Source organism: Arthrobacter sp. J156, from assembly GCF_056172865.1.
In genome coordinates this window covers 386,377-409,150 of sequence record NZ_CM149650.1, presented here as the reverse complement: position 1 = coordinate 409,150, position 22,774 = coordinate 386,377, and the positions used below count along the sequence as shown (strand labels likewise).

The following is a 22,774-nucleotide window of genomic DNA, read 5'->3' as shown; positions in this document are numbered from 1 at the left end:
GTCCACCGAAGGGGTCATTGAAGCCTGGCGTGGATGTCCCTACAATGCCCCACCCCGTGACGCGGGTCACATCCGGCCGCGCCGTGGCGCGCATCGGGCAGCGGCGCGCGGCGACCAGGCGCCGCCACCCTCGACGTGAAGGTTACGTTTCGGAAACGATCGTCGCGGGCAGAGCGGCCTCGCTGGACCGCGAAGAGTCCTGAAATAACGATTTGATATCCGGGCGCGCCGCCGGGGCCGGCGTGCCGGCGGCGGCGTTGCAACCCCACGGGTTAACGACGAAAGTCCCAGCGGCCTGGGCCTGCTGGGACTTCGCGGAGAGCTCCCCCGACTGGACTCGAACCAGTAACCCTTCGATTAACAGTCGAATGCTCTGCCAATTGAGCTACGGGGGAAGGCAACGGATAAGACTATACAAGAGCCGCGCCGCCGACGCTAAATCACGGGCCTCCCCCTGGCTCAGTCCCCGCGCAGGGCGCGCCGCCGGATCTCGAGCTCCATGAGCTCCCGGTTGATCCGCTGGAAGCCCTCCGGGTCCGCGGCGGGATCCATGCGCTGGAGCTGTCCGATCCGCTCCGCCTTCTGGTGGGTGATCTGCAGCTCGAACAGGCGGTTCATGATGTCCCGGCAGTACCGCGCGAGCGCCTCCGTCGAGTTCGCCGGCAACGGCATCACGGCCATCTCCGACACGAGCGGCCGCAACGGTTCCGGCACCTCCTGCCGGATCGCCTCGACCCAGCGTGACGGCGTCGCGCCGGACGCGCCGGCGGCCCGAACGGCCGCGTGGACCGCGGCGTGGGCCGGCGCCAGGAAGCGCGCCTCGTAGAACGCCTGCCACTGCTCGGGCGTCAGCATCGCGGGCTGCTGCAGGACCACCTCGAGCGACTCCCGCTCCATCCGCGTCACGGGATCGTTCACGTCGGGCTGCTGGTGCGCCGGCGGGGAGTACGACGACGGGGCGCCGGCCCCGCCGTCGTACCCCCTCCCCTGCTCCGCGCCCGGGCGCGCCGCGTCCCGGCCCTCGCGGTCCGCGGCGGCACCCTGCCGCCGTCCGCGCTCCGTCCCGGCCGGCGGAGCCTCGCGGGCCCGCTTGGCCGCGGCCGAAACCGCGCGGTGGACGTCGTCCATGTCCATGCCGAGCCAGCCGGCGAGCTCGCGCGCATAGGCGGGGCGCATCGCGGAGTCGCGGATGGCGGCGATGATGGGGGCGGAGGTGCGCAGCGCCTGGACGCGGCCCTCGACCGTGTCCAGGTCGAACTTCTTCAGGCCGACCTTGATCGCGAACTCGAACAGCGGGCGCTTCGACGCGATGAGTTCCCGGACGGCCTCCGGCCCGCGCTGCTGGCGCAGCTCGCAGGGATCGGCGCCGCTCGGTTCGACGGCCACGTAGGTCTGGGCGATGAACCGCTGGTCCTCCTCGAAGGCGCGCAGCGCGGCCTTCTGACCCGCCGCGTCGCCGTCGAAGGTGAAGACCACCTCGCCCCCGGTCCCGTCGTCCTGCAGGAGCCGCCGGGCGATCTTGATGTGGTCCGCTCCGAACGCCGTACCGCACGTCGCCACGGCCGTCCCGACCCCGGAGAGGTGGCAGGCCATGACGTCGGTGTACCCCTCGACGACGATGATCTGCCGGTTCCGCGTGATCTCGCGCTTGGCGAGGTCCACGCCGTAGAGGACCTGGGACTTCTTGTACAGCTGGGTCTCGGGAGTATTGAGGTACTTGGGGCCCTGGTCGTCCTCGTACAGCTTGCGGGCGCCGAAGCCGATCGTCGCCCCCGTGAGGTCGCGGATCGGCCACGTGAGGCGGCCGCGGAAGCGGTCGTAGATGCCCCGCTGGCCCTCCGAGAACATGCCGGTGAGCTTGAGCTCCTCGTCGTGGAAGCCCTTGTTGCGCAGGTGCTTCAGGAGCGCGTCCCAGCCCTGGGGCGCGTAGCCGACGCCGAAGTGCTCGCACGCGGCGCGGTCGAAGCCGCGCTCGGTGAGGAAGGCCCGGCCGGTCTCGGCGCCGGGCGTTCCCAACTGGGCGCGGAAGAACTCCTCGGCCACCTTGTGGGCGTCGATGAGCCGCTGGCGGCGGCCGACCTCCTGCCGGCTCGGGCCGGTGCCGCCGTCCTCGTAGCGCAGCTCGTAGCCGATGCGGGCCGCGAGCCGCTCGACGGTTTCCGAGAATCCCGTGTGGTCCATCTTCTGGATGAAGGAGATGACGTCGCCGCTCTCGCCGCACCCGAAGCAGTGGAACGACCCGACCTGCGGCCGGACGTGGAAGCTGGGGCTCCGTTCATCGTGGAAGGGGCACAGGCCCTTGAAGGATCCGACGCCCGCCGAGCGCAGCGTCACGTACCCCTCGACGACTTCCTTGATGTCGGTGCGAGAGCGGACCTCGTCGATGTCCTCGCGTTTGATCAGCCCCGCCATGCCCTCCAGCTTACTGGCGGAAGGCGACGCTTTGGACCCGGCGCCCGGCACCCGTCCCGGCGGACCCGCCCGGCCCTCAGCCGGCCTCGGAGGGGACCTGCCCATGGCCCGGCCCGAGGCCCAGTAGGCCAGCGCGTGGACGTCCTTGCGCCCGAGCGACGTGTGCTCCTTCACGGCCCGGCGCAGCGTCCTGATCCGGCCGGACTCCCCCGCGATCCAGACGGCGTCCGCCCAGGCCAGGTCCGGCCCGGCGGCGGCCGCCAGCTCGTCACCGGTCCCGCGGTCGATCGTCCAGGCCACGTCGGCGCGCTCCATGCCGTCGGTCTCGGGGCGGCCGTCCGGCGCGCCGCGCCAATCCTCGGCCGGCAGCAGGGCGATGTGGACGCGGGCCTCGGCGCCGTCGGCGGCCAGCGTCGCGGCGACGTCGCGCGCCGCCGGCAGTGAGGCGAGGTCCGCGAGCAGGACATGGCGGCGGCCCGGCCCGGTGGGGTACTCCTTGGATCCGTAGACGGTCGCGGCGAGCACCTCGCCGGGTTCCGCGGTCCCCGCCCAGCCCGAGGCGGGCCCGGCGGGCTCATGGACCAGGAAGTCGACGTCGAACGTGCCCGCCTCCGGGTCGGCGTTGAGGACGGTATAGGCACGCTGGCGGGCCCTGCCCGGTGCGGCGGGATCCGGGAACCAGATGCGGATCCAGAAGGACGGGAAGGGCGGAGCGGCCCCGAAGAGGGTCGGTGAGGCGAACGAGAGGCGGAGCATGCGCCCCGGCAGCGGCCGCCGTGCCGTGAGGCGGATCTCGTGGTCGTCGGCCCGGAGCAGCTTGAGGACCGCCCCCTCGAAGCCGCGGGCCAGTCGCCGTGGGGCAGTGGACTGCTCGGACATGGAACGCTCCTGGATGCTCGGGGCCGGTGGCCGTCGCGCACCACGCTATCACGTTGGTTAGGCTTACCTAACGCCCCACGCGCTGCTCCGCACGGTTCAGAAGAGCTCCGCCCCGAACGAATGCCCCTGGACGAGGGTCGCGTGCCACTCGATCGCGGAGCCGTCGGTCAGGGACGCCACCTGGTCGACCACGGCGCGCAGCCGGCCCGCGTCGTCCTCGGCCTCCCGCCAATCCGCCGCGAACATCGGCTCGAGGTACCGCTCCCCCGTCTCCTCCAGCAGTCCCACGAGGTCCCCGAGGACCTCCTGCTGCCGCTGGTAGATGGGCTGGCGTTCCTCGCTCGTCATGACGTACGCGGTCGCGAGGCCCTTCATCGCGGCGATCTCGTGCTCCGTCTCCTCCGGCACGATGAGCCGGCCGTTGAAGCGCGTGAGCGGCTCGCTGCCGAACTCCGCGGCCGTCGCGTCAAGCGCAGACTGGCAGAACCGCCCGATGAACTGGCTCGTCATGTCCTTCAGCGCCGCCATCGAGCGGCGGGAGCCGTCCGCGTGCGGAACCCACTCGTCGGTCGCCTCGAGGCGCCGCAACGCGGCGTCGATCGTCGCGTCGTCCATCCCGGGCAGGTACCAGCGCCGCGTGTACTCGATGACCCTCCCGCGCTGGTCGGCGTTGCGGATCCAGCGCAACTGGAACCGGCCGGCGACGATCGCGTCCTCGACGTCGTGCACGGAGTAGGAGATGTCGTCGGCGAGGTCCATGACCTGGGCCTCGACGCACTTCTGCTGCGGTTCCGGGCGCGCCCCGGAGGCACCGTCGTCGTTCCCGGAACGGAGCCACTCGAAGACCGGGAGGTCGTCCTGGTAGACCCCGAACTTCCGCGTCGGCGTCCCGTCCGCCTTCAACGGGGCCTCGGGCCGGGCCCACGGGTACTTGCAGGCGGCGTCCAGCGTCGCCCGCGTCAGGTTCAGGCCGGCCGAGCCGCCCCCGGGGCGGAAGGCCTTGGTCTCGAGACGGGTCAGCAGGCGCAGCGTCTGGGCGTTGCCCTCGAAGCCGCCGATGTGGGCGGCGAGGCGGTCCAGCGCCTTCTCCCCGTTGTGGCCGAACGGCGGATGCCCCAGGTCGTGGGCGAGGCACGCCGTGTCCACGACGTCGGGATCGCAGCCCAGCGTGGCGCCGAGCTCGCGCCCGACCTGCGCGACCTCGAGCGAGTGCGTCAGGCGCGTCCGGACGAAGTCGTCCGAGTAGGGGGCGACGACCTGTGTCTTCGCCCCGAGCCGGCGCAGGGCCGAGGAGTGGAGCACGCGCGCGCGGTCCCGTTCGAAACTCGTCCGGTAGGACTTCTTGGGTGGTTCGGGGACCCAGCGCTCCTCGTCGTATGCGCTGTATCCGGGCACGGGACGTCCCGCGGTACCGGCCGGCCAGGCGGCGGTGCGGCGCTCAGCCACCCGAGACGTCCAGCTCGGCGGCGGAGATCATGGCCCGGTGCGCGGTGCTCAGCTCGCGGCTGTCGAGCCACCCGTCGGGCAGCGTGGTCCGCTTGGGTGATCCGGCGCGGCCCCGCGGGCCCTCGGCGTCCGGCCCCGGGTAGGGGGCCCCGGCGTCGAGCTCGGCCAGGAGCGCGCGCAGCGTCGCGAGGTCCGGCACCGTGGCGAGGGAGGCCCGCAGCTCCCCACCGACCTGGTAGCCCTTGAAGTACCAGGCGACGTGCTTGCGGATGTCGCGCAGGGCCTTGCCCTCGTCCTCGAAGTACTCCACGAGCAGCTGGGCATGGCGGTAGAAGCTGTCGGCGACCTCCTTCAGCCCCGGCCTGAAGCGGCGCCCGGATCCCTCGAACGCCGCCTGCAGGTCGCCGAAAAGCCACGGCCGCCCCTGGCATCCGCGGCCGATCACGACCCCGTCCACACCCGTCTGCTCGACCATGGCGACCGCGTCCTCGGCGCTCCAGATGTCCCCGTTGCCGAGCACGGGGATGTCGGGCAGCGCGTTGCGCAGCTCCGCGATGGCGTTCCAGTCGGCCTGCCCGGAGTAGTACTGGCTCGCCGTGCGCCCGTGCAGGGCGACGGCGGCGACGCCGGCGTCGCGGGCGATCCGGCCCGCCTCGATGAACGTCAAGTGGTCGTCGTCGATGCCCTTGCGCATCTTGATGGTCAGGGGGACGTCCCCGCGGGCGGCCTCCCGGGCGGCCGTCTGCACGATCGCCGTGAACAGCTCCGTCTTCCAGGGCAGGGCCGATCCCCCGCCGCGGCGCGTCACCTTGGGGACGGGGCAGCCGAAGTTCAGGTCGATGTGGTCGGCCCGGTCCTCCTCGACCAGGAGGCGCACGGCCGCGCCGACGGTCTTCGGGTCCACCCCGTAGAGCTGCACGGAGCGCACGTCCTCGTCGGCGTCGTGGGAGATGATGCGCATCGACATCTCGTTGCGCTCCACGAGCGCGCGGGAGGTCACCATCTCGGCGACGTACAGTCCGCCGCCGTATTCGCGGCAGAGCCGCCGGAAGGCGCGGTTGGTGATGCCGGCCATGGGCGCCAGGACCACGGGCACGTCGATGGTCAGCCGGCCCAGCTTCAGGGGCGGCAGTTCCAGCTTCGTGGTGGTCGGGGCGGCGGTAGTGGCAGTCACCCGTCCATTATGTCAAGAGGGGGCAAATCGGCGGCGCCCGTCAGCCGGCCCGGCTCGCGAGGGGATCACCGGATGCGCCGCCACCCGCGGCGCCCGCGGCACCGGGCCCGCGGCCCCTCCCCGGGCCGACGGCCTTGACGACGAGGACGGCGATGCCCGTCGTCACGGGGATGGCCAGGACCAGGCCGATCGACCCGACGAGCGTCCGGATCACCTCCTCCGCCAGCTCGCCGCTCGTGAACGTGTCCAACAGGGCCCGGTCGTAGAGGCTCAGGAGGATCAGCACCGGCAGCGCGGCCCCCGCGTAGGCGAAGGCGATCGTGTAGACCGTGGAGGCGATGTGGTCGCGGCCGATCCGCATGGCGGACGCGAACAGCTCCCCGGCGCTGCGGTCCGGCGAGGCCTCGGCGAGCTCCCACACGGCCGAGGACTGCGTGATGGTGACGTCGTTGAGCACGCCGAGCCCGGCCACGAGGAGGCCGCAGAGGATGACGCCGGACAGGCTCAGCTGCGGGACCTGGTTGACGAGCGTGTAGGAGGCGTCGTCGCCCACCCCGGTCAGGTGCGCGGCGCCCGTCGCCCAGGCCGCGAGGACCGTGGTCACCATGAGCCCGAAGATCGTCCCGAGCAGGGCCGTCGTGGTGCGGGCCGTGAAGCCGTGGGCGAAGTAGAGCACCGCGATCATGATCATGGAGGAGCCCACGAGGCCCACGAGCAGCGGCGGCTTCCCCTCGACGAGCGCCGGCAGCATGAACACGGACAACACGCCGTAGGCGCCGACGAGCCCGAGGAGCGCGCGGAAGCCGCGCCACCGCGCGACGAGGCAGACGACGGCCGCGTAGACGACGGCGAGCAGCAGGATGGGCACGGTCCGCACGAAGTCCACGAACACGTAGGGCGCGGCCGAGCCGGTCACGGCGCCGCGCAGGTCGAGGTACCGGATCTTGTCCCCGGCCTGCACGCCCGTCGAGGCGACGATCTCCGGCGGGACCTCCACGGGGACGGCGCTGCCGCCCGCCGACGGCAGCACGTAGGAGACCTCGCAAAGCTGCGCCGTCCCGCCGGCGTCCGCCGTGGCCCCCGAGGACGGGCACTCCTCGGTCACCGTGCGCTGCACGGTTCCCGAGGCGAAGACGACGCCCGCTGCCGTGGAGTAGGGGTCTCCGAGCGAGACGCGGTCGGCCGCCGGCCCCGGCCAGAGGGCCACCGCCCCGATGCCGGTGAGCACGGCCAGCGGCAGCAGGATGGCCGCCAGGATCACCGTCGCGCGGCGTCGGCGCAGCGGATCGCTCAGCACGGGGCCCTCGTGGCCGTGGCTGTGTCCCATGCGGTTTCCTCCGGCTCGCTTGCGGCTACTGGTCGGAGACGATGTGCGTCGTCGTGACGACGGTCGCCTGCCCGGCCGCAATGAGCGCGTCGACGAGGTCGCCGAGGGGCTGCATCGCGTCGTCGACCTCGAGCTTGACCGGGTACTGGTGCGCGAGCATCGCGAGCAGGCCGGAGAGCGCCTCGCGGGCTGCCGGCTCGGCGAGCGAGGGATCCCAGCCCAGGAGGACGTCCGCCGGGGCGTCGAGGCGGTCCGGCTCGTAGCTGACGGCGAAGGCCAGGATCTTCCCGCCCTGCTCCCGCGGACGGTCGCGCAGCACCACGGCTCCCTTGGCGCCGGTCGGGTCGCCGAGGAGCATGGTCTGCGCCCGGCCAAGCGTCATCTCGGAACGGTCCCAGCCGTGGACGGCGTTGTAGAAGTCGGCGACGAGCTGGGTCAGCTCGACCGAACCGGTCGCCGATTCCTCGAGCGTGAGCCCGTCCTCCTCGAAGACGGGCAGGGGCAGGCCGCCCGGTTCGACGACGACGTCGCGCGAGCGCTGGATCGGGTGCAGCCCGAGCGACGCGGCGAAGGCGGCGGCGGCCTCGCCGTCGGCCCCTTCCACGGTGTACCGGGCGCGGACCGCGGTGGTGCCCGACGGCGGGACCTCCTCGCGCAGGCGCCGCAGCAGCTCGGTGCCCACGCCCGCGCGGCGGTTCTCGCGCGCGACCTCCGCGTAGAGCCACAGCCGGTCCGGGTGGAGCGAGGATTCGAAGAGCGTCGCCGCGGCGACCGGGACGCCCTGGTCCTCGGCCACGAGCGTCCGGGCCCAGGGATCCCCGCTCGCGGGCCGCAGCATCGTGCGGTCCAGATGGGCCTGCGGTGTGGCGGGGTCCCCCCACACCTGCAGCAGGGCCAGGTCGTCGCCGTCGGTCCAGGGACGGTAGCTCAGCTCGGCCATGCTCACGCTCCCAGCAGACGCGCCGCCAGGTAGCTCCGGACCTGGTCCAGGGCCACGCGCTCCTGCGCCATCGTGTCGCGCTCGCGGATGGTGACGGCCTGGTCCTCGAGCGTGTCGAAGTCCACCGTGATGCAGAACGGCGTCCCGATCTCGTCCTGCCGGCGGTACCGCCGGCCGATCGCGCCGGCGTCGTCGAAATCGATGTTCCAGTGCCGGCGCAGCTCGGCGGCGAGGTCGCGCGCCTTCGGCGAGAGCTCCTCGTTGCGGCTCAGCGGCAGGACGGCGGCCTTGACCGGGGCCAGGCGCGGATCGAGCTTCAGGACGGTGCGCTTGTCCACGCCGCCCTTGGCGTTCGGGGCCTCGTCCTCGGTGTAGGCGTCGACGAGGAAGGCCATCATGGACCGGGTCAGGCCGAAGGACGGCTCGATCACGTACGGGGTGTAGCGCTCGCCCGTGGCCTGATTGAAGAAGCTGAGCTCGGTGCCGGAGCCCTTCGTGTGGGAGCCGAGGTCGTAGTCGGTGCGGTTGGCGACGCCCATCAGCTCGCCCCACTCGGAGCCCTGGAAGCCGAAGCGGTACTCGAAGTCGATCGTCCCCGCGGAATAGTGGGCGCGCTCGTCCTCGGGGACGTCGAAGCGGCGCATGTTCTCGGGGTCGATGCCCAGGTCCAGGAACCACGTCCAGCACTCCTCGACCCAGTCCTTGAACCACGTGTCGGCGTCCTCGGGAGCGGTGAAGAACTCGATCTCCATCTGCTCGAACTCGCGCGTGCGGAAGATGAAGTTGCCGGGCGTGATCTCGTTGCGGAACGCCTTGCCGATCTGCCCGATGCCGAACGGCGGCTTCTTCCGGGACACGGTCAGGACGTTGTTGAAGTTCACGAAGATGCCCTGGGCCGTCTCGGGGCGCAGGAAGTGCAGGCCCGCCTCGTTGTCCACGGGGCCGAGGTAGGTCTTGACCAGGCCGGAGAAGAGCTGGGGCTCGGTCCACTGCCCCTTGGTGCCGCAATCGGGGCAGGCGATGTCCGCCATGGACTCCGGCGCGCGCCCCTTCTTGGCCTCGAAGGCCTCGAGGAGGTGGTCCTGGCGGTGGCGCTTGTGGCACGAGGTGCACTCGACGAGCGGGTCGGTGAACGTCGCGACGTGTCCGGAGGCCTCCCAGACCTGCTTGGGCAGGATGATGGAGGAGTCGAGCCCCACCATGTCCTCGCGACCGCGGACGAACGTCTGCCACCACTCGCGCTTGATGTTCTCCTTGAGCTCGGTGCCCAGGGGTCCGTAGTCCCACGCGGAGCGGGATCCGCCGTAGATCTCACCCGCCTGGAAGACGAAGCCGCGCCGCTTGGCGAGGGAGATGACCTGGTCGAGCTTGGACTGGGGCGCCATGAATACAACTCCAAAGGTTCACGTGGCCGCTGGTTGCGGTCCGCAACGGGGGTGGGAAATGCTACCGACACAGCCTAGCGCGGCGCCTTGCCGCCGCCGCAATCCGCCGCCGGCAGCGGGGGCCGGGTGGCTCGGGCCGGGCGCGGAGGAGGGAGGCGCGGTCCGTGCGAGGGGGGAAGGATTCGCGGTCTGCGCGGGGGCGGAGGACGACGCCGGGGCCGCGCCTACCGCGGGCGCCGTCCGGGAAGGCTCGCGAGGACGACCGCGCCGAGGGTCACGAGCGTCCCGAGGACCGTGGCCGGGGCGATGATCGTTCCCGGAGCGGGCAGGACGAGGTCGATGGCGAGGGAGCCGACGAGCTGGCCGGCGATCATGCACAGCCCGGAGACCAGGACGCCGAGGGAGCGGACCAGGACGGCGCCGATGGCGATGAAGATGCAACCGAACAGTCCGCCCGTATAGAGCCACCACTCGCCCGGCCAGGAGGCGGTTCCGCCGCCGACGAGGACCTTGACCGCCCACGCGGTGGCGAGCACGAGGGCGCCGGCGGCGAAGTTGAACAACGTCGCGGTGATCGGCGTGCCATAGCGGGCGGCCTGCGTCCCGTTCATGGCCTGCTGGAACCCCATGAGCAGCCCCGCCGTGAACGGCAGGAGGACGGGAAGCAGGGGGCCCGGGTCGCCGTCGCTTCCCGGGGCCATCCTCGGAGACACGGCCCACGCGACAGCCAGGACCATGACGACCGCGGCGGTCAGGCGCCGGGCCGTCACGGCGCGGCGGCCTCCGGGTCCGAAGCCGATCCGGTCCACGACCAGGCCGCTGATCGTCTGGCCTGCGACCACGGCGACCGTGAACACGGCCACGCCGATGAGCGGCACCGCGCTCGCCTGGCCGAGGACGAGGTAGGCGCCGAGCACGCCGGCCAGGAGGTACCAGCGGGGGAAGTCGCGGTCGCGGAGGGCCGCGCGCGCCTGGGCGAGCCCCCGGCGGCCGGCGGGGAGGGCGAAGGAGAGGACGGTCATGACGATCAGGCCCGTGGCGAAGCTGACGGTCGCGGCGCCGGCGCCGTCGTCCATCGCCGTGCTCAGTCCCCCGTTGACGCGCCCCTGCAGGGGCATGAGCAGTCCCGCGAAGACCGCTAGGAGGAGGCCGGCCCAGACCGGGAGCACACGCCGGGCAGCGGCGGATCCGGGTGCGGGCATCGGTCGGGGTACGGGGCTCTGGCTCACCGGCCCATGCTAGTGCGTGGCCCCCACGGGCACGGCGTCCATGACGGCGCGCCCGCGGGGCCCGCGGGCGTTCACCACTGGATGTCGGCGGGGGCGTCGAGGGGCCGGCGCAGGGCGTCGTCGGCGGTCACGGCGAGGGTGTCGGCGTCGTGCAGCGGGGCGTCGAAGCGCAGCCCGGTCCGGTCCTCGAGCTCGGCCACGGAGACCTGGTACGTGCGGAACTCGTCGATCTCCAGGGCCTCGAGGACGGAGAGGTTCTGCGTCAGGAGGAAGGCGCGTGCCGTGAGGTGGTCGTCGTGGAGGAAGGCGACGAGCTTCCAGAACTCCCGCGGGATCGGAACGCCGCGGTAGACGCGGTCGTCGTCGTGGAAGACGGGTCCGCCGAAGACCGAGGCGCGCAGCCCCTGGACCTCGACGTCCTCGAAGAGCGCGTCCTCGATGCGGCCCCAGACGCCCTGGCGGCTGCTCTGGTTGAAGTCGTCGAGCTGCGGGGCGATGTTGGTGAAGTAGAAGGAGTCCCGATTGGCCGCCTCCGCCTCCTCGCGGCCTCCCCACAGCAGGTCGGCCCGCCGGGCGATGTGCCCGCGGTCCAGGCGGTTCGCGGAGTAGAGCTCGTCGCCGGCCTGGTGCCCGGCGGGCACCCGCCGGTCCTTGGTGAAGCGGATCCCGGTGCGGTTGAGCCTCATGAGTCCTCCGCCGTCGATGTTCCACGCGACCCAGCGCGCCAGGCGCCTGGCCCCGTGCATGGACAGGGAGAAGTGGGCGTAGGGGACGACCTCGCCGTCGTCGTACGCGACCGCGGCTCCCTCCCCCGCCCGTGCCGGCGGCTCGATGGCTGGGCCGAGGAATCCGGGGTCGTATCCCGTGCGGTGCGCGTTGGAGTCCATGGCTTCCCCCTGGGGTCCGGTCCTGGGTCCAACGCTACTCCTGCGCCGGGGATCCGGCGAGGGGTCGCGGCGGACGACGGCGGTGCCGGCCTCCGGTCCGCCGGGGAGCGTTCCGGGGGCGGAGGACGCATGGTGGATGATGGTTCCATGAGCGCACACGAACCGCTGCCCGTGGCCATCCGCGACGAGTCGATCCGCCTCGGCCAGCTGTTGAAGCTGGCCTCCCTCGCGGAGGACGGGATCCAGGCCAAGGAGTTCATCGAGAACGGGCTGGTCAAGGTCAACGGCGATATCGAGACGCGCAGGGGCCGCCAGGTCCGCCCGGGCGACGAGGTCGAGGCGAACGGGGAGCGCATCCGCGTCGAGTCCGGGGCCTGAGCCCGGAGCGCGGCGCCGCGCCCGGACCGCGCTACGCCTCGGCCACGCTGCGGTCCAGGACGTGGTGCCGCAGGAACTCGGAGACGTGGCCCATCTCGGCCTCGTTGATCGAGTGCGGCAGTCCGGCGTAGAGCATCTTGCTCAGCTCCGCATGGTCCCTGGCCCATGCGAGGGTGTGGGCGATCTTGTCCTCGCCGATGACGGCGTCCGCCTGGCCACGGCCCCAGAACAGCGGTCGGCGGAGCCGGCGGGCCGCCTCGTCGTCGAAGAACGCGTCGCCGCCCGCATCGACGGCGAATCCGGACAGCCCGACGACCGCGTCGATGTCCGCGGGGCGGTGGCGCAGCACGGACGTCGCCACGGCCATGCCCATGGAGAAGCCCAGCAGCGTCACGGAGCTGTGCTGGTCCCTGACGGCGTCCAGCCACGACCAGACGTCCCCGCAGGCCTCGACGACCTTCTCGACGGAATAGTCGATGTCCTGGGTCAGGGGGAACCACGTGAAGCCGGGTCCGAGGGCGTGGGGCGCGCGCACCGAGGCGATCGTGAACTCGGCGGGGAGCAGCGGCGCCAGGCCGATCAGGTCCCGCTCGTGGGACAGGTAGCCGTGGAACATGACGAGCAGGGGCGTCCCCGCCCGCTCGGACTCGGGGCGGGACCAGACGACAACGGGATTCCAGGCATGCGCACTCATGAAGACCATTGAACCACGCGCGTCATTGAAGCTTGAAGCAATGCGTCGCACCCCGCCAGGCATGGCGCCGAGGGCCTCGATTTGCGAGGATGTACCCGTGAGTAACCACAAGACCTCCCCCTGGTCCGACACGGTCGGCGACGACGCCCGTGACGTGGAACGGCATCCCTGGCGGCGCTACGTGGCCCTGGGCGACTCGTTCACCGAGGGCATCGGCGACCCGGATCCATCCTCCCCCGGCGGCAGCCGGGGCTGGGCGGACCGCGCGGCCGAGGAGCTCAGCCGCGGCGTGGAGGGCTTCGCCTACGCCAACCTGGCGATCCGCGGGCGCCTGCTGCGGCAGATCCACGAGGAGCAGGTCGGCCCCGCGATCGAGCTCAAGCCCGACCTCGTGAGCATCTGCGCCGGCGGCAACGACGTGATCCGGCCCAATGGCGACCCCGACGCGCTCGCGGCCGAGATGGACGTCCTCATCGGCGACCTCGCGGCCACCGGGGCCACTGTCGTCCTGTTCAACGGCCCCGACATCGGCACGACCCCCGTCTTGAACACCCGGCGCGGGCGCGTGGCCATCTACAACGAGAACCTGCGCACCGTGGCAGCGCGGCACGACGCCGTGGTCGCCGACCTCTGGTCCCTCGGCGAGCTGCACCACCCGGCCATGTGGGCCGAGGACCGGCTGCACTTCTCGGCGCTGGGCCACCACACGATCGCCGCGATGTTCCTGGACACCCTCAACGTGGCGCACGAGCTCGAGCCCCTGCAGGTCAAGCCCGTGGTGCCGAAGCCCTGGCGCGAGGCCCGCCGCGAGGACCTCGTCTGGGCCAGGACCCACTTGACCCCCTGGGTCCTGCGCCGCCTGCGCGGCCGCTCCAGCGGCGACGGGGTCACCGCCAAGCGCCCGCTCGCCTCCCCGCTTTCGACGGGCACGGTGGGCGCCGGCGATCCCGAGCGGCAGCACGGGGAAGGCTAGGCGCGGGACGCACGCCCGGCCCCGCCGGGTGGAGGGGTCCGGGGCCCGGCCGCTCCCGCGGCTCAGCCGGCGAAGACCGTGGCGCGCAGCGGCGCGTCGAGCTGCGTGATGTCCGTGAGGAAGCCGTCATGCCCGATCGGCGAGTCGATGGCGTGGACCGGCGGACGGCCCGGCAGGAGCGCCGCGAGGCGCTCCGACTGCTCCGGCCAGTACAACCGGTCGCTCGTCACCGCGGCGATGAAGAAGCGGGTCGAATCCAGACGCGCGAGCGCCGCCTCCACGCCGCCCCGGCCGCGGCCGACGTCGTGGCTCATGAGCGCCTCGGTCAGGACCAGGTAGCTGTTGGCGTCGAAGCGCGCCGCGAGCTTGTCCGCCTGGTGGTCCAGGTAGCTCTCCACCTGGTAGCGCCCGCGTTCGGACGTCGCCGAACCGAGCGGGCTCTCCCCGGGCTGCGCGGCGCGGCCGAAGCGCGACTCGAGCTCGGGCTCGGAACGGTAGGTGACGTGCGCGATCCGGCGGGCGATGCCGAGCCCGCCGACCGGACCCCGCGCCCCCTGGGCGGTACCGCCCGGGTCGGCCCCGGCGTCGTAGTAGTCCCCGCCGGCGAAGCCGGGATCCAGCCGGATCGCCGCCGACTGCGCCTGGGCGAACGCGATCTGCTCGGCGCTCGCCTGCGCCGTCGCGGCGACCACGACGCAATGCCCGACGCGGTGCGGGAACTCGGCCGCCCACTCGAGGGCGCGCGCGCCACCCATCGAACCGCCGACCACGGCATGCCAGCGGTCGATTCCGAGCTCGTCGGCGAGCCGGGCCTCCAGCCGTACGGAGTCCCGGATCGTCGTGAACGGGAAGCGCGAGCCCCAGGGGACGCCGTCGGCATCGGGCGACGAGGGCCCGGTGCTGCCGTAGCAGCCGCCGACCATGTTGGCGGCGACGACGAAGTACCGCTCCGTGTCGATGGTCCGACCCGGGCCGATGAAGCCGTCCCACCACCCGGGTTCCGCCCCGTCCCCGCGCGCCACGTGGGTGTCCCCCGTCAGGGCGTGCTGCAGCAGGACCGCGTTCGATGCGTCGGCGTTGAGCCTCCCCCACGTCTCGTAGGCGAGGTCCACGGCGGGCAGGAACCCCCCGGTCTCGAAGGCGAAGGCGCCCGTGCGCAGCACGCGCAGGATGCCGTCGCCGGAGGGCACGCCGGACGGGGCGGCCGCCTGGCCGCCCCGTCCGATCGTGCCGCGTGCGGTGTCGACGTCGATGCTCACTTCACCGCTTCGAGGTCGGCGGCCGGAGCGTCGGCGGCGGAGGCCGCCGCGAAGCCGCCCTCCAGGTCCGCGATGATGTCGTCCACGTGCTCGATGCCCACGGCGATCCGGACCAGGCCGGGCGTGACGCCGGCCGAGCGGCGTTCCTGCTCGGTCAGCTGCGCGTGCGTGGTCGACGCCGGGTGGATGGCCAGGGAGCGCACGTCGCCGATGTTGGCGACGTGGGAGTGCAGCTGCAGCCCGTCGATGAAGGCCTGGCCCGCGGCGGCACCGCCGGCCAGTTCGAACGCGATCACGGCTCCCGTGCCGCGCGGACCGTACTTGCGTCCGCGCTCGAACCACGGGCTCGAGGGCAGCCCCGCATAGGCGACCGACACGACGTCGGAACGCGCCTCGAGCCACTCGGCGACCTTCTGGGCGTTGGCGACGTGGCGCTCGACCCGCAGGCTCAGGGTCTCGAGGCCCTGCGCGATCAGGAAGGCGTTGAAGGGCGCCACCGAGGAACCGAGGTCGCGCAGCAACTGCACGCGGGCCTTGAGGATGTAGGCGAGGTTGGCCCCGAGGATCCCGTCCACGCCGAGGTCGCGGGCGAAGACCAGTCCGTTGTAGGACTCGTCCGGGGTGTTGAAGCCCGGGAACCGCTCCGGATCCGCGGCGTAGTCGAAGCGGCCGGCGTCCACGATCACGCCGGCGATCGCCGTGCCGTGGCCGCCGAGGTACTTGGTCGCCGAGTGGATGACGACGTCGGCGCCCCACTCGATCGGGCGGACCAGGTACGGGGTGGACAGCGTGTTGTCCACGAGCAGCGGCACGCCGGCCTCGTGGGCCGCCGCGCTCACGCCCTCGATGTCCAGCACGTCCTGGCGCGGATTGGAGACGACTTCCCCGAAGAAGGCCTTGGTGTTGGGCTTGACGGCGTCGCGCCACAGCCCCAGGTCGTCCGGGTCGGCGACGAAGGTGACTTCGACGCCGAGGCGGGCGAGCGTGTGCTTGAGCAGGTTCTGCGTCCCGCCATAGAGGCTCGGGCTGGCCACGATGTGGTCGCCGGCGCCCGCGACGTTCAGGATCGCGAACGTCGTCGCGGCCTGCCCCGAGGACAGGAGCAGCGCGCCGACGCCGCCCTCGAGGTCCGCGATGCGGTTCTCCACGGCCTCCTGCGTGGGGTTGCCGATGCGCGTGTAGATCGGTTCGAGCTCGGCCAGCGCGAAGCGGGCCGCGGCGCTCTCGGCGCTCGGGAAGACGAACGAGGTGGTCTGGTAGATCGGCAGGGCCCGGGCGCCCGTGGCCGCGTCCGGACTCTGGCCGGCGTGGATCTGGCGCGTCTCGAAGTTCCAGTGGTTGGACATGGTGGCTTCCCTTCCATCGAAGGGCCGTTCCCCCGTCCGGCGGCCGTGCCTGCCGACGGGGTCGTGACCCGCGCTTGCCGGGCATCGGGATTGATGCTCGGCCCGGTCCTCACCCGGGGCACCCCACCGCGAGTGGAGGGTTGCCGGCCAGCAAACCGGGGTTTAGCGCTGGCACTCATGACCTGGGATCCAGTCTGGCCCGGGAGCGGGCGGGGCCGCAAGCGGCGCCGCGCGAATATGACGCGGCGTGAAAGCGGACGCGCCTCCGCGGCCGCCACAAGCAAGGGGAGCCTAAGTCGAGACCCACATCACAAAGTGCCATCATGAACCCATGATGAGGTTGGACCATGTTTCATATGCGTGCGGACAGGACGGTCTGGCGGCCACGGCGGCCAGGATCGAAGAACAGCTGGGGCTTGAATCGGTCAAGGGCGGTGTCCATCCGCGGTTCGGGACGCGGAACGTGATCTTCCCGCTCGAGAACAAGCAGTACCTCGAGGTCGTCGAGGTCCTGAACCATCCGGCCTCGGACAAGGCCCCGTTCGGGCAGGCCGTGAGGGCCCGCTCGGAAATGGGCGGCGGCTGGATGGGCTGGTGCGTGGCGGTGGAGGACCTCGCCCCCTTCGAGGAGCGGCTCGGACGCGCCTCGGTCCCCGGCAATCGCAAGTTCCCCGACGGCCGCGAGCTCACGTGGCAGCAGATCGGCATCAAGGGCCTGATCGCCGACCCGCAGGTGCCCTACATGCTGCGCTGGGACGACGGCACCGAGGAGCTGCACCCCTCCAAGGCGCTGGATCCGGCCGGCCGGATCAGCCGCATCGCGATCGCCGGTTCCGTCGAACGCGTCCGCGAGTGGCTCGGCACGCCGGAGAAGAACCCGCTCGAGGGAGTGGACGTCGAGTGGCAGGCCCCGAACGGCACCCCCGGCATCCTGTCCGTGACCTTCGAGACGCCGAACGGCCCGGTCACCCTCTAGCCCACGGCCCGCAAGGCGGGCCCGCTAGGAACCGATGCCGATCGCGGGCCCCAGGAGCGCGTATCCGACGAACCCGGCCGAGTCCAGGAGCGCGTGGGCGATCACGAGCGGCATGACCCGGCCGTAGCGGTGGTAGAACCAGCCGAAGGCGAGTCCCATGAGGGCGTTGCCGATGAACGGCCCGAACCCCTGGTAGAGGTGGTAGCTGCCGCGGAACAGCGCGCTGGCGACGATGACGGCCCAGGGGCCCCAGCCGATCCGGCGCAACACGTGGAAGAGGAAGCCGACGACGACGACCTCCTCGAGGATCCCGTGGCGCACCGCGGAGAGGACGAGCACGGGGATGGTCCACCAGAACGGATCCAGGGCCGCGGGGACGATCGCCGTGGTGATGCCCAGGGCCCGGCCCGCCGCGTAGACGCCGAGCGTGCCGACGCCGATCGCCCCGAACAGGAGCAGGCCCCAGCCGGCGTCGGGCCACGGGCGGCGGCCATCGAAGCCGAACAGCCGGAAGCCGTTGCGTCCGGCCTGGTGCAGGAAGAAGAAGACGAGCGCGACGGGTACGAGCGAGAAGCCGATGTCGAGGAGCTGGTACGTCAGGTCGAAGTACTGCCGGTCGTTCAGGCTCGTGTTCATGCGCGTCGTCTGCTGCGCGAGCGGCTCCCGGGACAGCTTGTCCAGCAGGTTCACAACGGCGTAGACGGCGGACTGGCCGAGCGAGAGGGCCAGGACCAGAAGCAGCTGGGCCCGCAGCATGTTCCGCTCGGTGCCCACGGCGGGCGGCTCGGGGTGCTTCATGGTCACCCAGCCTACGGCCCCTGCGGCCCCGGGGCGGCACCGAGCTCCCCCCTGCGCCGGAAGCGGTGGCCCCCGGGCACGGAACAGCCCGGCGGCTCCGCGTGGTGGCGCGCTTCCGCCGGGCTGTCCGTGGCCCGTGGCCGGTGGTGCCTGCTAGGCCAGGGCCGCGACCGCGGCGTCGTAGTCCGGTTCCTGGCCGGTCTCGGGGACGAGCTCGGTGTGCAGCACGGTGCGGTCCGCATCCAGGACGACGACGGAGCGCGCGTGCAGGCCCGCCAGCGGGCCGTCGATCAGCGTGGTGCCGTAGTCCTGCCCGAACGCGGAGCGGAAGGTGGAACCGGCCACGACATTCTCGATGCCCTCGGCGCCGCAGAAGCGGGACAGGGCGAACGGCAGGTCGGCGGAGACGCACACGACGGCGGTGTTCTCGAGCGAGGCGGCGAGTTCGTTGAAGCGGCGCACGCTCGCGGCGCAGACGCCCGTGTCGATGCTCGGGAAGATGTTCAGGACGACCCGGCGCCCGGCCAGGTCCTCGCTGCTCAGCGCGGACAGGTCCGCGGCGGTGAGCTCGAAGCCCGGGGCGGTGGTGCCGGCGGTCGGAAGCTCGCCGATGGTCTGGACGGGGGTTCCCCTGAATGCGGTGGTTGCCATGACTCCTGTCTATCACGGACGGCCCGGCGTCACGGTCCGTGCTACGCGCCGCCCTGCGCCGCGTCGGCGGCCGGCCGCTCGTCGTCGGCCGCGTCCTCGGCCACGACGACCTCGTAGCCGGCGCCCTCGAGCAGCGCACGCTGTGCCTCGTCCAGGTCGGCGTCGGTCACGACGTGGCCGAACCGCGCGCCCTCGAGCGAGACGAACGCGCGCCGGCCGATCTTGGAGGAATCCGCGACGACGTAGGCGCGGGCCGCCCGGGCCGCCATGAGCGAGTTGACCGCCGCTTCGGCCTCGTCGTGGACCGTCGGGCCCTCCGCGTCGATCCCGCCGACGCCGATGAAGGCCAGGTCCAGGCTGACGCGCTGCAGCGACTGCTCGGCAAAGGAGCCCACGAGCTCGTACGAGCTGGGGTTGAGCACGCCGCCCGTGGCCATGACCTTGACGTGGCTGCGGACCGCGAGCGTCGTGGCGATGTTGACCGAGTTCGTGACCACCGTGATGCCGGGCTGCCCGGAGGGATCGGCGAGGTCCTCCCGCAGGCCGAGGTGCGTCGCGATCGCGCTGCACGTCGTGCCGCCGGTCAGCCCGATGCTCATCCCCGGTGACACGAGCGAGCCGGCGAAGGCCGCGATCGCCCGCTTGCGTCCGGCCGCCGCGTCCCGCGTGTACTTCCCGGGCAGGTCGAAGGAGAGGGTGTTCGTCGTCGCCCCGCCGTGCGTGCGGGTCAGGAGGCGCTGCGCGGCGAGGGAGTCGAGGTCGCGCCGGGCCGTCGCGGGCGAGATACCGAGCCGATCGACGACGTCGCCGACTTCCAGCTGGCCCTCCTCCGCGAGGAGGTTGAGGATCTCCCTCAGGCGTTCACTGCGTTGCATTCCCGCTCCTTGTCGCTCCCGCGCCCACCGCGCGCCGCCCTAGCAGCATATCTAGCGGGCGGCCGGCACGGCGCGGTCCGCGCCGGCGAAGAGCGTCAGGAGCCGCGCGGCCTCCGCGGACATCGCGCGGCGGCCCTCGGCGAGGTACTTGCGCGAGTCGACGAGTGCCGGGTGGGCGTCGAGGTGCGCGCGGACGGCCTCGGTGAAGAAGCGGTTCAGATGCGTGGAGACGTTGATCTTGCGCATGCCCGCCGCGATGACCGCGGAAATCACCTCGTCGGGACGCCGGAGAAGCCGTGCAGCACGAGCGGGACGTCCAGCGCGGCGTCGAGCCGGGCGATGAGCTCCAGGTCCAGAGAGGCGCTGCGCTCGAGCATCGCGTGGGAGGAGCCGACGGCCACGGCGAGCGCGTCCACTCCGGTCTGCTCGGCGAAGGCCGCCGCCTCCCCCGGGTCGGTCCGCACCCCCGGCGCATGGGCTCCGTCCTTGCCCCCGACCTTGCCCAGCTCGGCCTCGACGTACACGCCGCGCTCGTGCGCGTAGGCGACGACGCGGCGCGTCGCGGCGACGTTGTCGGCGTAGTCGAGGTGGGCGCCGTCGTACATCACGGAGCCGAAGCCGAGGTCGACGGCGGCGAGCGCGAGCTCCTCGCTCTCGGCGTGGTCGAGGTGGACGGCGACGGGCACGGTCGCGCCGCGGGCGGCCGCGAGGCACGCGGCGGCGATGGGCTCGAGCGCACCGTGGTACTTCACGCAGTTCTCCGAGATCTGCAGGATGACCGGCAGCCGGGCCTCCTCGGCGGCGGCCACGAGCGCATCGGCCGTCTCGAGGTGGATCACGTTGAACGCGCCCTGGCAGCGGCGCGCGGCGACGGCGGCGGACCAGGAGGCCGCGCGACGCAGGAGCCGTTCCGGACTCGCGTCCGGCTCGAGCAGTCCCGCGGCGATGGCGGCGACCGCGGCGTCGCCGGCCCCCGTGGGGTTGCCGCTCAGCGGGGCGGGCAACCGCGCGGAGATCCACCGGCCGGGCGCGGCGGCGTCGAACACGGCGAGCCCGTCCTCGCCCGAGCTCGCGAACACGCAGCGGGCCCCGAGCTCCAGGAGCGCGGCCGCGGCCGTGGGCAGGTCCGGCGCCCCGGTGGCCTCGAGGAGCTCGTGGTGGTTCGGCTTGAGCACGTCGGCGCCGGCCCGCGCCGCGGCCAGGAGCGCGGGTCCCGAGGTGTCGACCATGACCGGGGCCCGGCGGCCCTGGCCTCGGCGACGAGCCACGGGTGGAAGTCCCGGGGCGCGTCCTGCGGCAGGCTTCCGGAAGCGACGACGACGGACGCCCCGGCCAGCAGGGTCCCGGCCGCGTCGCGCAGTCGCGACCACTCGGCCGCCTCGAGCGCCGGGCCGCGCTCGTTGAAGACCGCTGTCCGCCCGTCCGGCTGCACGAGCGCGAAGCTGCGCCGCGTCGTGCCGGCGACCGGGACGAGGTGGTGCGGGATGCCGCTCGACTCGAGTTCCGCGGCAAAGGCCGCGCCGACGGGCCCTACACACGTGGCCAGCGCCGTGACGGGCACGCCCTGCGCGTGCAGGACGCGGGCCACGTTGAGCCCCTTGCCGCCGGCCCGCGAGGCCGGGGCGTCGACGCGGTGCGTCCCATCCGGATCGATCCCGTCCACCTGATAGGTCTCGTCGAGGGCCGGGTTGGCGGTGACCGTGAGGATCATGACCGCGCCGCGGCGATCCGCGGCTTGCGGTGGAAGGACAATCGGGCCCCGACGGCGTCGCGGAGCGGGGCGATCAGCGCGTCGCCCGCCTCGGCGAGGCCGCCGCGCGCTCGATGACGTCCCGGGCGCCGCCGACGGGGGTCCCGGCGGCCTCGGAGTAGCGCCGGGCAATGGCCGCGTCGGCCGGCGCGGCCCCCGCGCCGTCCCGGCCCACGCCGAGGGCGAGCTCCGCCTCGGCGGCGGCACCGACGTCGTCCCCCAGGCCGACCGGGAGCCCCAGCGCCGCCCCCAAGCGGTACCGGAACGGGAAGTCCCGCCAGCCGAGGTTCGCGGAATAGACACCGGTTCCCGCCGCCTCGTCCACGATCCCGCACAGCACGACACCGGCCGAGCGCAGCCCCCCGGTCCCGCGCTCGGCTGTGAGGCGTGCGAGGGCCTCGACGACGGCGCCGCCGGGATCGGAGGCGTCGCGGGGCGTGGGCGTCCGGGCGACGTCGATGAGCCGCCCGTCGGCGTCGGCAAGGGCGGACTTGATGTCCGTGCCCCCGACGTCGAAGAGCAGGTGGCGTGCCGCCGGATGCGGTCGCGGGGTCGTGGTCATGGCGTGGTCGCGCGGACGGGGCCTCAGGCCCGCCCGGGCTCCAGGATGACGGAGCGCGTCAGGTTGCGTTGCGGGGGGGCGTCCGGGTCCAGGCCGCGGGCGCGCGCCCGGTCGAGGGTCGTCTTGTGCACGCGGGCCAGGGTGGCGAGCGGGTGCCCGCCGTCGGCGCGGTAGGTGGCACCGGTCGCGGCGACGTCGGCGTCGAGGCCTTCCGGCGCCTCGCCGAAGACCCACGTGACGCGGCCGGGCGCGGCGTCGAGGAGCTCCCGGGGAGTCTCCTCGGACACGGCGGCGCGGGCGTCCTCGACGGCGGCCGACAGGTCGATGCCGACGCTCGTGAGCAGGTAGGCCAGGGCGGTCGTGGCGAAGCGCGTCTGGACGACCGACCGCTCGTCCGCGTACGGCAGTTCGACGACGGAGCCGGCGAGCGTCGTGATCGGCGAGCTCGTGTCGCCCACGATCGCGACGGTGGGGATCGCCGGGTCGATGCGGCGCAGCAGCTCGAGGACCTCGGTCGTGGTCCCGGAGCGCGTGATGGCGACGACGGCGTCGTAGCCGCGCCCGTCGATGAGCGCCTCGGAGGCGGCGAAGGCGTCCGTGACGCCGCGGCCGGCGGTTTCCCGGGCGACGGCGTAGGCCTGGGCCTTGAACCACGAGGTGCCGCAGCCGACGAGCGCGATGCGGGCCCCGTCGGCCGGCAACAGGGACTCGGCACGCGACTGCTCGATGGCCCGCTGCCAGAGCCCCGGCTGGCTCGTGAGCTCGCGCTCCATGTGGGCTCCCAGCCCGGTGGCTGCGTCGAGTCGTTCGCTCGTGGTCACGATGCAGTCCCT

19 protein-coding genes, 1 tRNA gene, 4 pseudogenes and 1 riboswitch are annotated in these 22,774 nt (G+C 72.7%); of the genes and pseudogenes, 3 read left to right on the top strand and 21 right to left on the bottom strand.

What is annotated here, in order from left to right; translation table 11 throughout:
* Positions 1-322: 322 nt before the first annotated feature.
* From AC0QR5_RS01905 to AC0QR5_RS01860, 10 genes and pseudogenes are all read right to left on the bottom strand, one after another.
* Positions 323-395, bottom strand: a tRNA-Asn gene (locus tag AC0QR5_RS01905).
* Positions 396-459: 64 nt separating this feature from the next.
* A complete protein-coding gene (gene dnaG / locus AC0QR5_RS01900) occupies positions 460-2,412 on the bottom strand; it encodes a DNA primase (protein WP_329859915.1) in 1,953 nt (650 codons plus the stop codon).
* Positions 2,413-2,583: 171 nt separating this feature from the next.
* Positions 2,584-3,168: pseudogene (locus AC0QR5_RS01895) on the bottom strand (siderophore-interacting protein); the annotation flags it as partial.
* A 219-nt stretch (positions 3,169-3,387) separates the two neighbouring features.
* Complete coding sequence (locus AC0QR5_RS01890) at positions 3,388-4,737, bottom strand: deoxyguanosinetriphosphate triphosphohydrolase (protein ID WP_329859896.1); 1,350 nt, start codon at positions 4,735-4,737, stop codon at positions 3,388-3,390.
* Positions 4,730-5,911 carry a tRNA dihydrouridine synthase DusB gene (dusB, locus tag AC0QR5_RS01885; RefSeq protein ID WP_329859894.1) on the bottom strand — a complete coding sequence of 394 codons (1,182 nt, stop codon included), beginning with the start codon at positions 5,909-5,911 and terminating at the stop codon, positions 4,730-4,732. The genes AC0QR5_RS01890 and dusB overlap by 8 nt, the downstream gene beginning before the upstream one ends.
* Positions 5,912-5,951: 40 nt before the next feature.
* Positions 5,952-7,238 carry a YibE/F family protein gene (locus AC0QR5_RS01880; protein WP_329859892.1) on the bottom strand — a complete coding sequence of 429 codons (1,287 nt, stop codon included), beginning with the start codon at positions 7,236-7,238 and terminating at the stop codon, positions 5,952-5,954.
* Positions 7,239-7,263: 25 nt separating this feature from the next.
* On the bottom strand, positions 7,264-8,178 hold the full coding sequence (locus tag AC0QR5_RS01875) for a GNAT family N-acetyltransferase (protein WP_329859890.1): 915 nt from the start codon (positions 8,176-8,178) through the stop codon (positions 7,264-7,266).
* A gap of 2 nt (positions 8,179-8,180) precedes the next feature.
* A complete protein-coding gene (locus AC0QR5_RS01870) occupies positions 8,181-9,563 on the bottom strand; it encodes a glycine--tRNA ligase (RefSeq protein ID WP_329859888.1) in 1,383 nt (460 codons plus the stop codon).
* A 224-nt stretch (positions 9,564-9,787) separates the two neighbouring features.
* The gene (locus tag AC0QR5_RS01865) at positions 9,788-10,765 is read right to left on the bottom strand and encodes a DMT family transporter (RefSeq protein WP_329859913.1); all 978 of its coding nucleotides are present in this window, start codon (positions 10,763-10,765) and stop codon (positions 9,788-9,790) included.
* 98 nt (positions 10,766-10,863) lie between these two features.
* Complete coding sequence (locus AC0QR5_RS01860; RefSeq protein WP_329859887.1) at positions 10,864-11,679, bottom strand: DNA/RNA non-specific endonuclease; 816 nt, start codon at positions 11,677-11,679, stop codon at positions 10,864-10,866.
* Positions 11,680-11,826: 147 nt separating this feature from the next.
* On the opposite strand from AC0QR5_RS01860, the gene AC0QR5_RS01855 reads away from it, so the two are divergent.
* Entirely contained in the window at positions 11,827-12,057 is a 231-nt protein-coding gene (locus AC0QR5_RS01855; RefSeq protein ID WP_329859886.1) for an RNA-binding S4 domain-containing protein, read from the top strand.
* A 31-nt stretch (positions 12,058-12,088) separates the two neighbouring features.
* On the opposite strand, the gene AC0QR5_RS01850 is transcribed toward AC0QR5_RS01855, so the two are convergent.
* The gene (locus tag AC0QR5_RS01850) at positions 12,089-12,751 is read right to left on the bottom strand and encodes an alpha/beta hydrolase (RefSeq protein WP_329859885.1); all 663 of its coding nucleotides are present in this window, start codon (positions 12,749-12,751) and stop codon (positions 12,089-12,091) included.
* Positions 12,752-12,848: 97 nt separating this feature from the next.
* On the opposite strand from AC0QR5_RS01850, the gene AC0QR5_RS01845 reads away from it, so the two are divergent.
* Entirely contained in the window at positions 12,849-13,724 is an 876-nt protein-coding gene (locus AC0QR5_RS01845; protein WP_329859884.1) for an SGNH/GDSL hydrolase family protein, read from the top strand.
* Between the two features lie 62 nt (positions 13,725-13,786).
* Here AC0QR5_RS01845 and metX read toward each other — a convergent pair whose 3' ends face one another.
* Both metX and AC0QR5_RS01835 read right to left on the bottom strand, forming a co-directional pair.
* Complete coding sequence (gene metX, locus AC0QR5_RS01840) at positions 13,787-14,950, bottom strand: homoserine O-acetyltransferase MetX (RefSeq protein ID WP_430632792.1); 1,164 nt, start codon at positions 14,948-14,950, stop codon at positions 13,787-13,789.
* A 29-nt stretch (positions 14,951-14,979) separates the two neighbouring features.
* Entirely contained in the window at positions 14,980-16,329 is a 1,350-nt protein-coding gene (locus AC0QR5_RS01835) for a bifunctional o-acetylhomoserine/o-acetylserine sulfhydrylase (protein WP_329859883.1), read from the bottom strand.
* Between the two features lie 65 nt (positions 16,330-16,394).
* Positions 16,395-16,512, bottom strand: a riboswitch (SAM riboswitch).
* Positions 16,513-16,660: 148 nt separating this feature from the next.
* Between AC0QR5_RS01835 and AC0QR5_RS01830 the strand changes: the two genes are divergently transcribed.
* Complete coding sequence (locus AC0QR5_RS01830; protein ID WP_329859882.1) at positions 16,661-17,305, top strand: VOC family protein; 645 nt, start codon at positions 16,661-16,663, stop codon at positions 17,303-17,305.
* 24 nt (positions 17,306-17,329) lie between these two features.
* Here the strand turns inward: AC0QR5_RS01830 and AC0QR5_RS01825 are convergent, their stop codons facing one another.
* From AC0QR5_RS01825 to AC0QR5_RS01790, 8 genes and pseudogenes are all read right to left on the bottom strand, one after another.
* Positions 17,330-18,103 carry a CPBP family intramembrane glutamic endopeptidase gene (locus AC0QR5_RS01825; protein WP_329859881.1) on the bottom strand — a complete coding sequence of 258 codons (774 nt, stop codon included), beginning with the start codon at positions 18,101-18,103 and terminating at the stop codon, positions 17,330-17,332.
* Between the two features lie 153 nt (positions 18,104-18,256).
* Positions 18,257-18,754, bottom strand: a complete 498-nt coding sequence (gene tpx / locus AC0QR5_RS01820; RefSeq protein ID WP_329859879.1) for a thiol peroxidase — start codon at positions 18,752-18,754, stop codon at positions 18,257-18,259.
* Positions 18,755-18,795: 41 nt separating this feature from the next.
* Positions 18,796-19,629: a DeoR/GlpR family DNA-binding transcription regulator gene (locus AC0QR5_RS01815; RefSeq protein WP_329859878.1), complete on the bottom strand. Its 834-nt coding sequence runs from the start codon at positions 19,627-19,629 to the stop codon at positions 18,796-18,798.
* Positions 19,630-19,680: 51 nt separating this feature from the next.
* Positions 19,681-20,531: pseudogene (locus tag AC0QR5_RS01810) on the bottom strand (class II fructose-bisphosphate aldolase).
* A 21-nt stretch (positions 20,532-20,552) separates the two neighbouring features.
* Positions 20,553-20,858: pseudogene (locus AC0QR5_RS01805) on the bottom strand (PfkB family carbohydrate kinase); the annotation flags it as partial.
* 110 nt (positions 20,859-20,968) lie between these two features.
* A pseudogene (locus tag AC0QR5_RS01800) lies at positions 20,969-21,340 on the bottom strand (PfkB family carbohydrate kinase); the annotation flags it as partial.
* Between the two features lie 73 nt (positions 21,341-21,413).
* A complete protein-coding gene (locus tag AC0QR5_RS01795; protein ID WP_329859876.1) occupies positions 21,414-21,941 on the bottom strand; it encodes an ROK family protein in 528 nt (175 codons plus the stop codon).
* Between the two features lie 23 nt (positions 21,942-21,964).
* Complete coding sequence (locus tag AC0QR5_RS01790; protein WP_329859910.1) at positions 21,965-22,714, bottom strand: SIS domain-containing protein; 750 nt, start codon at positions 22,712-22,714, stop codon at positions 21,965-21,967.
* Positions 22,715-22,774 lie beyond the last annotated feature (60 nt).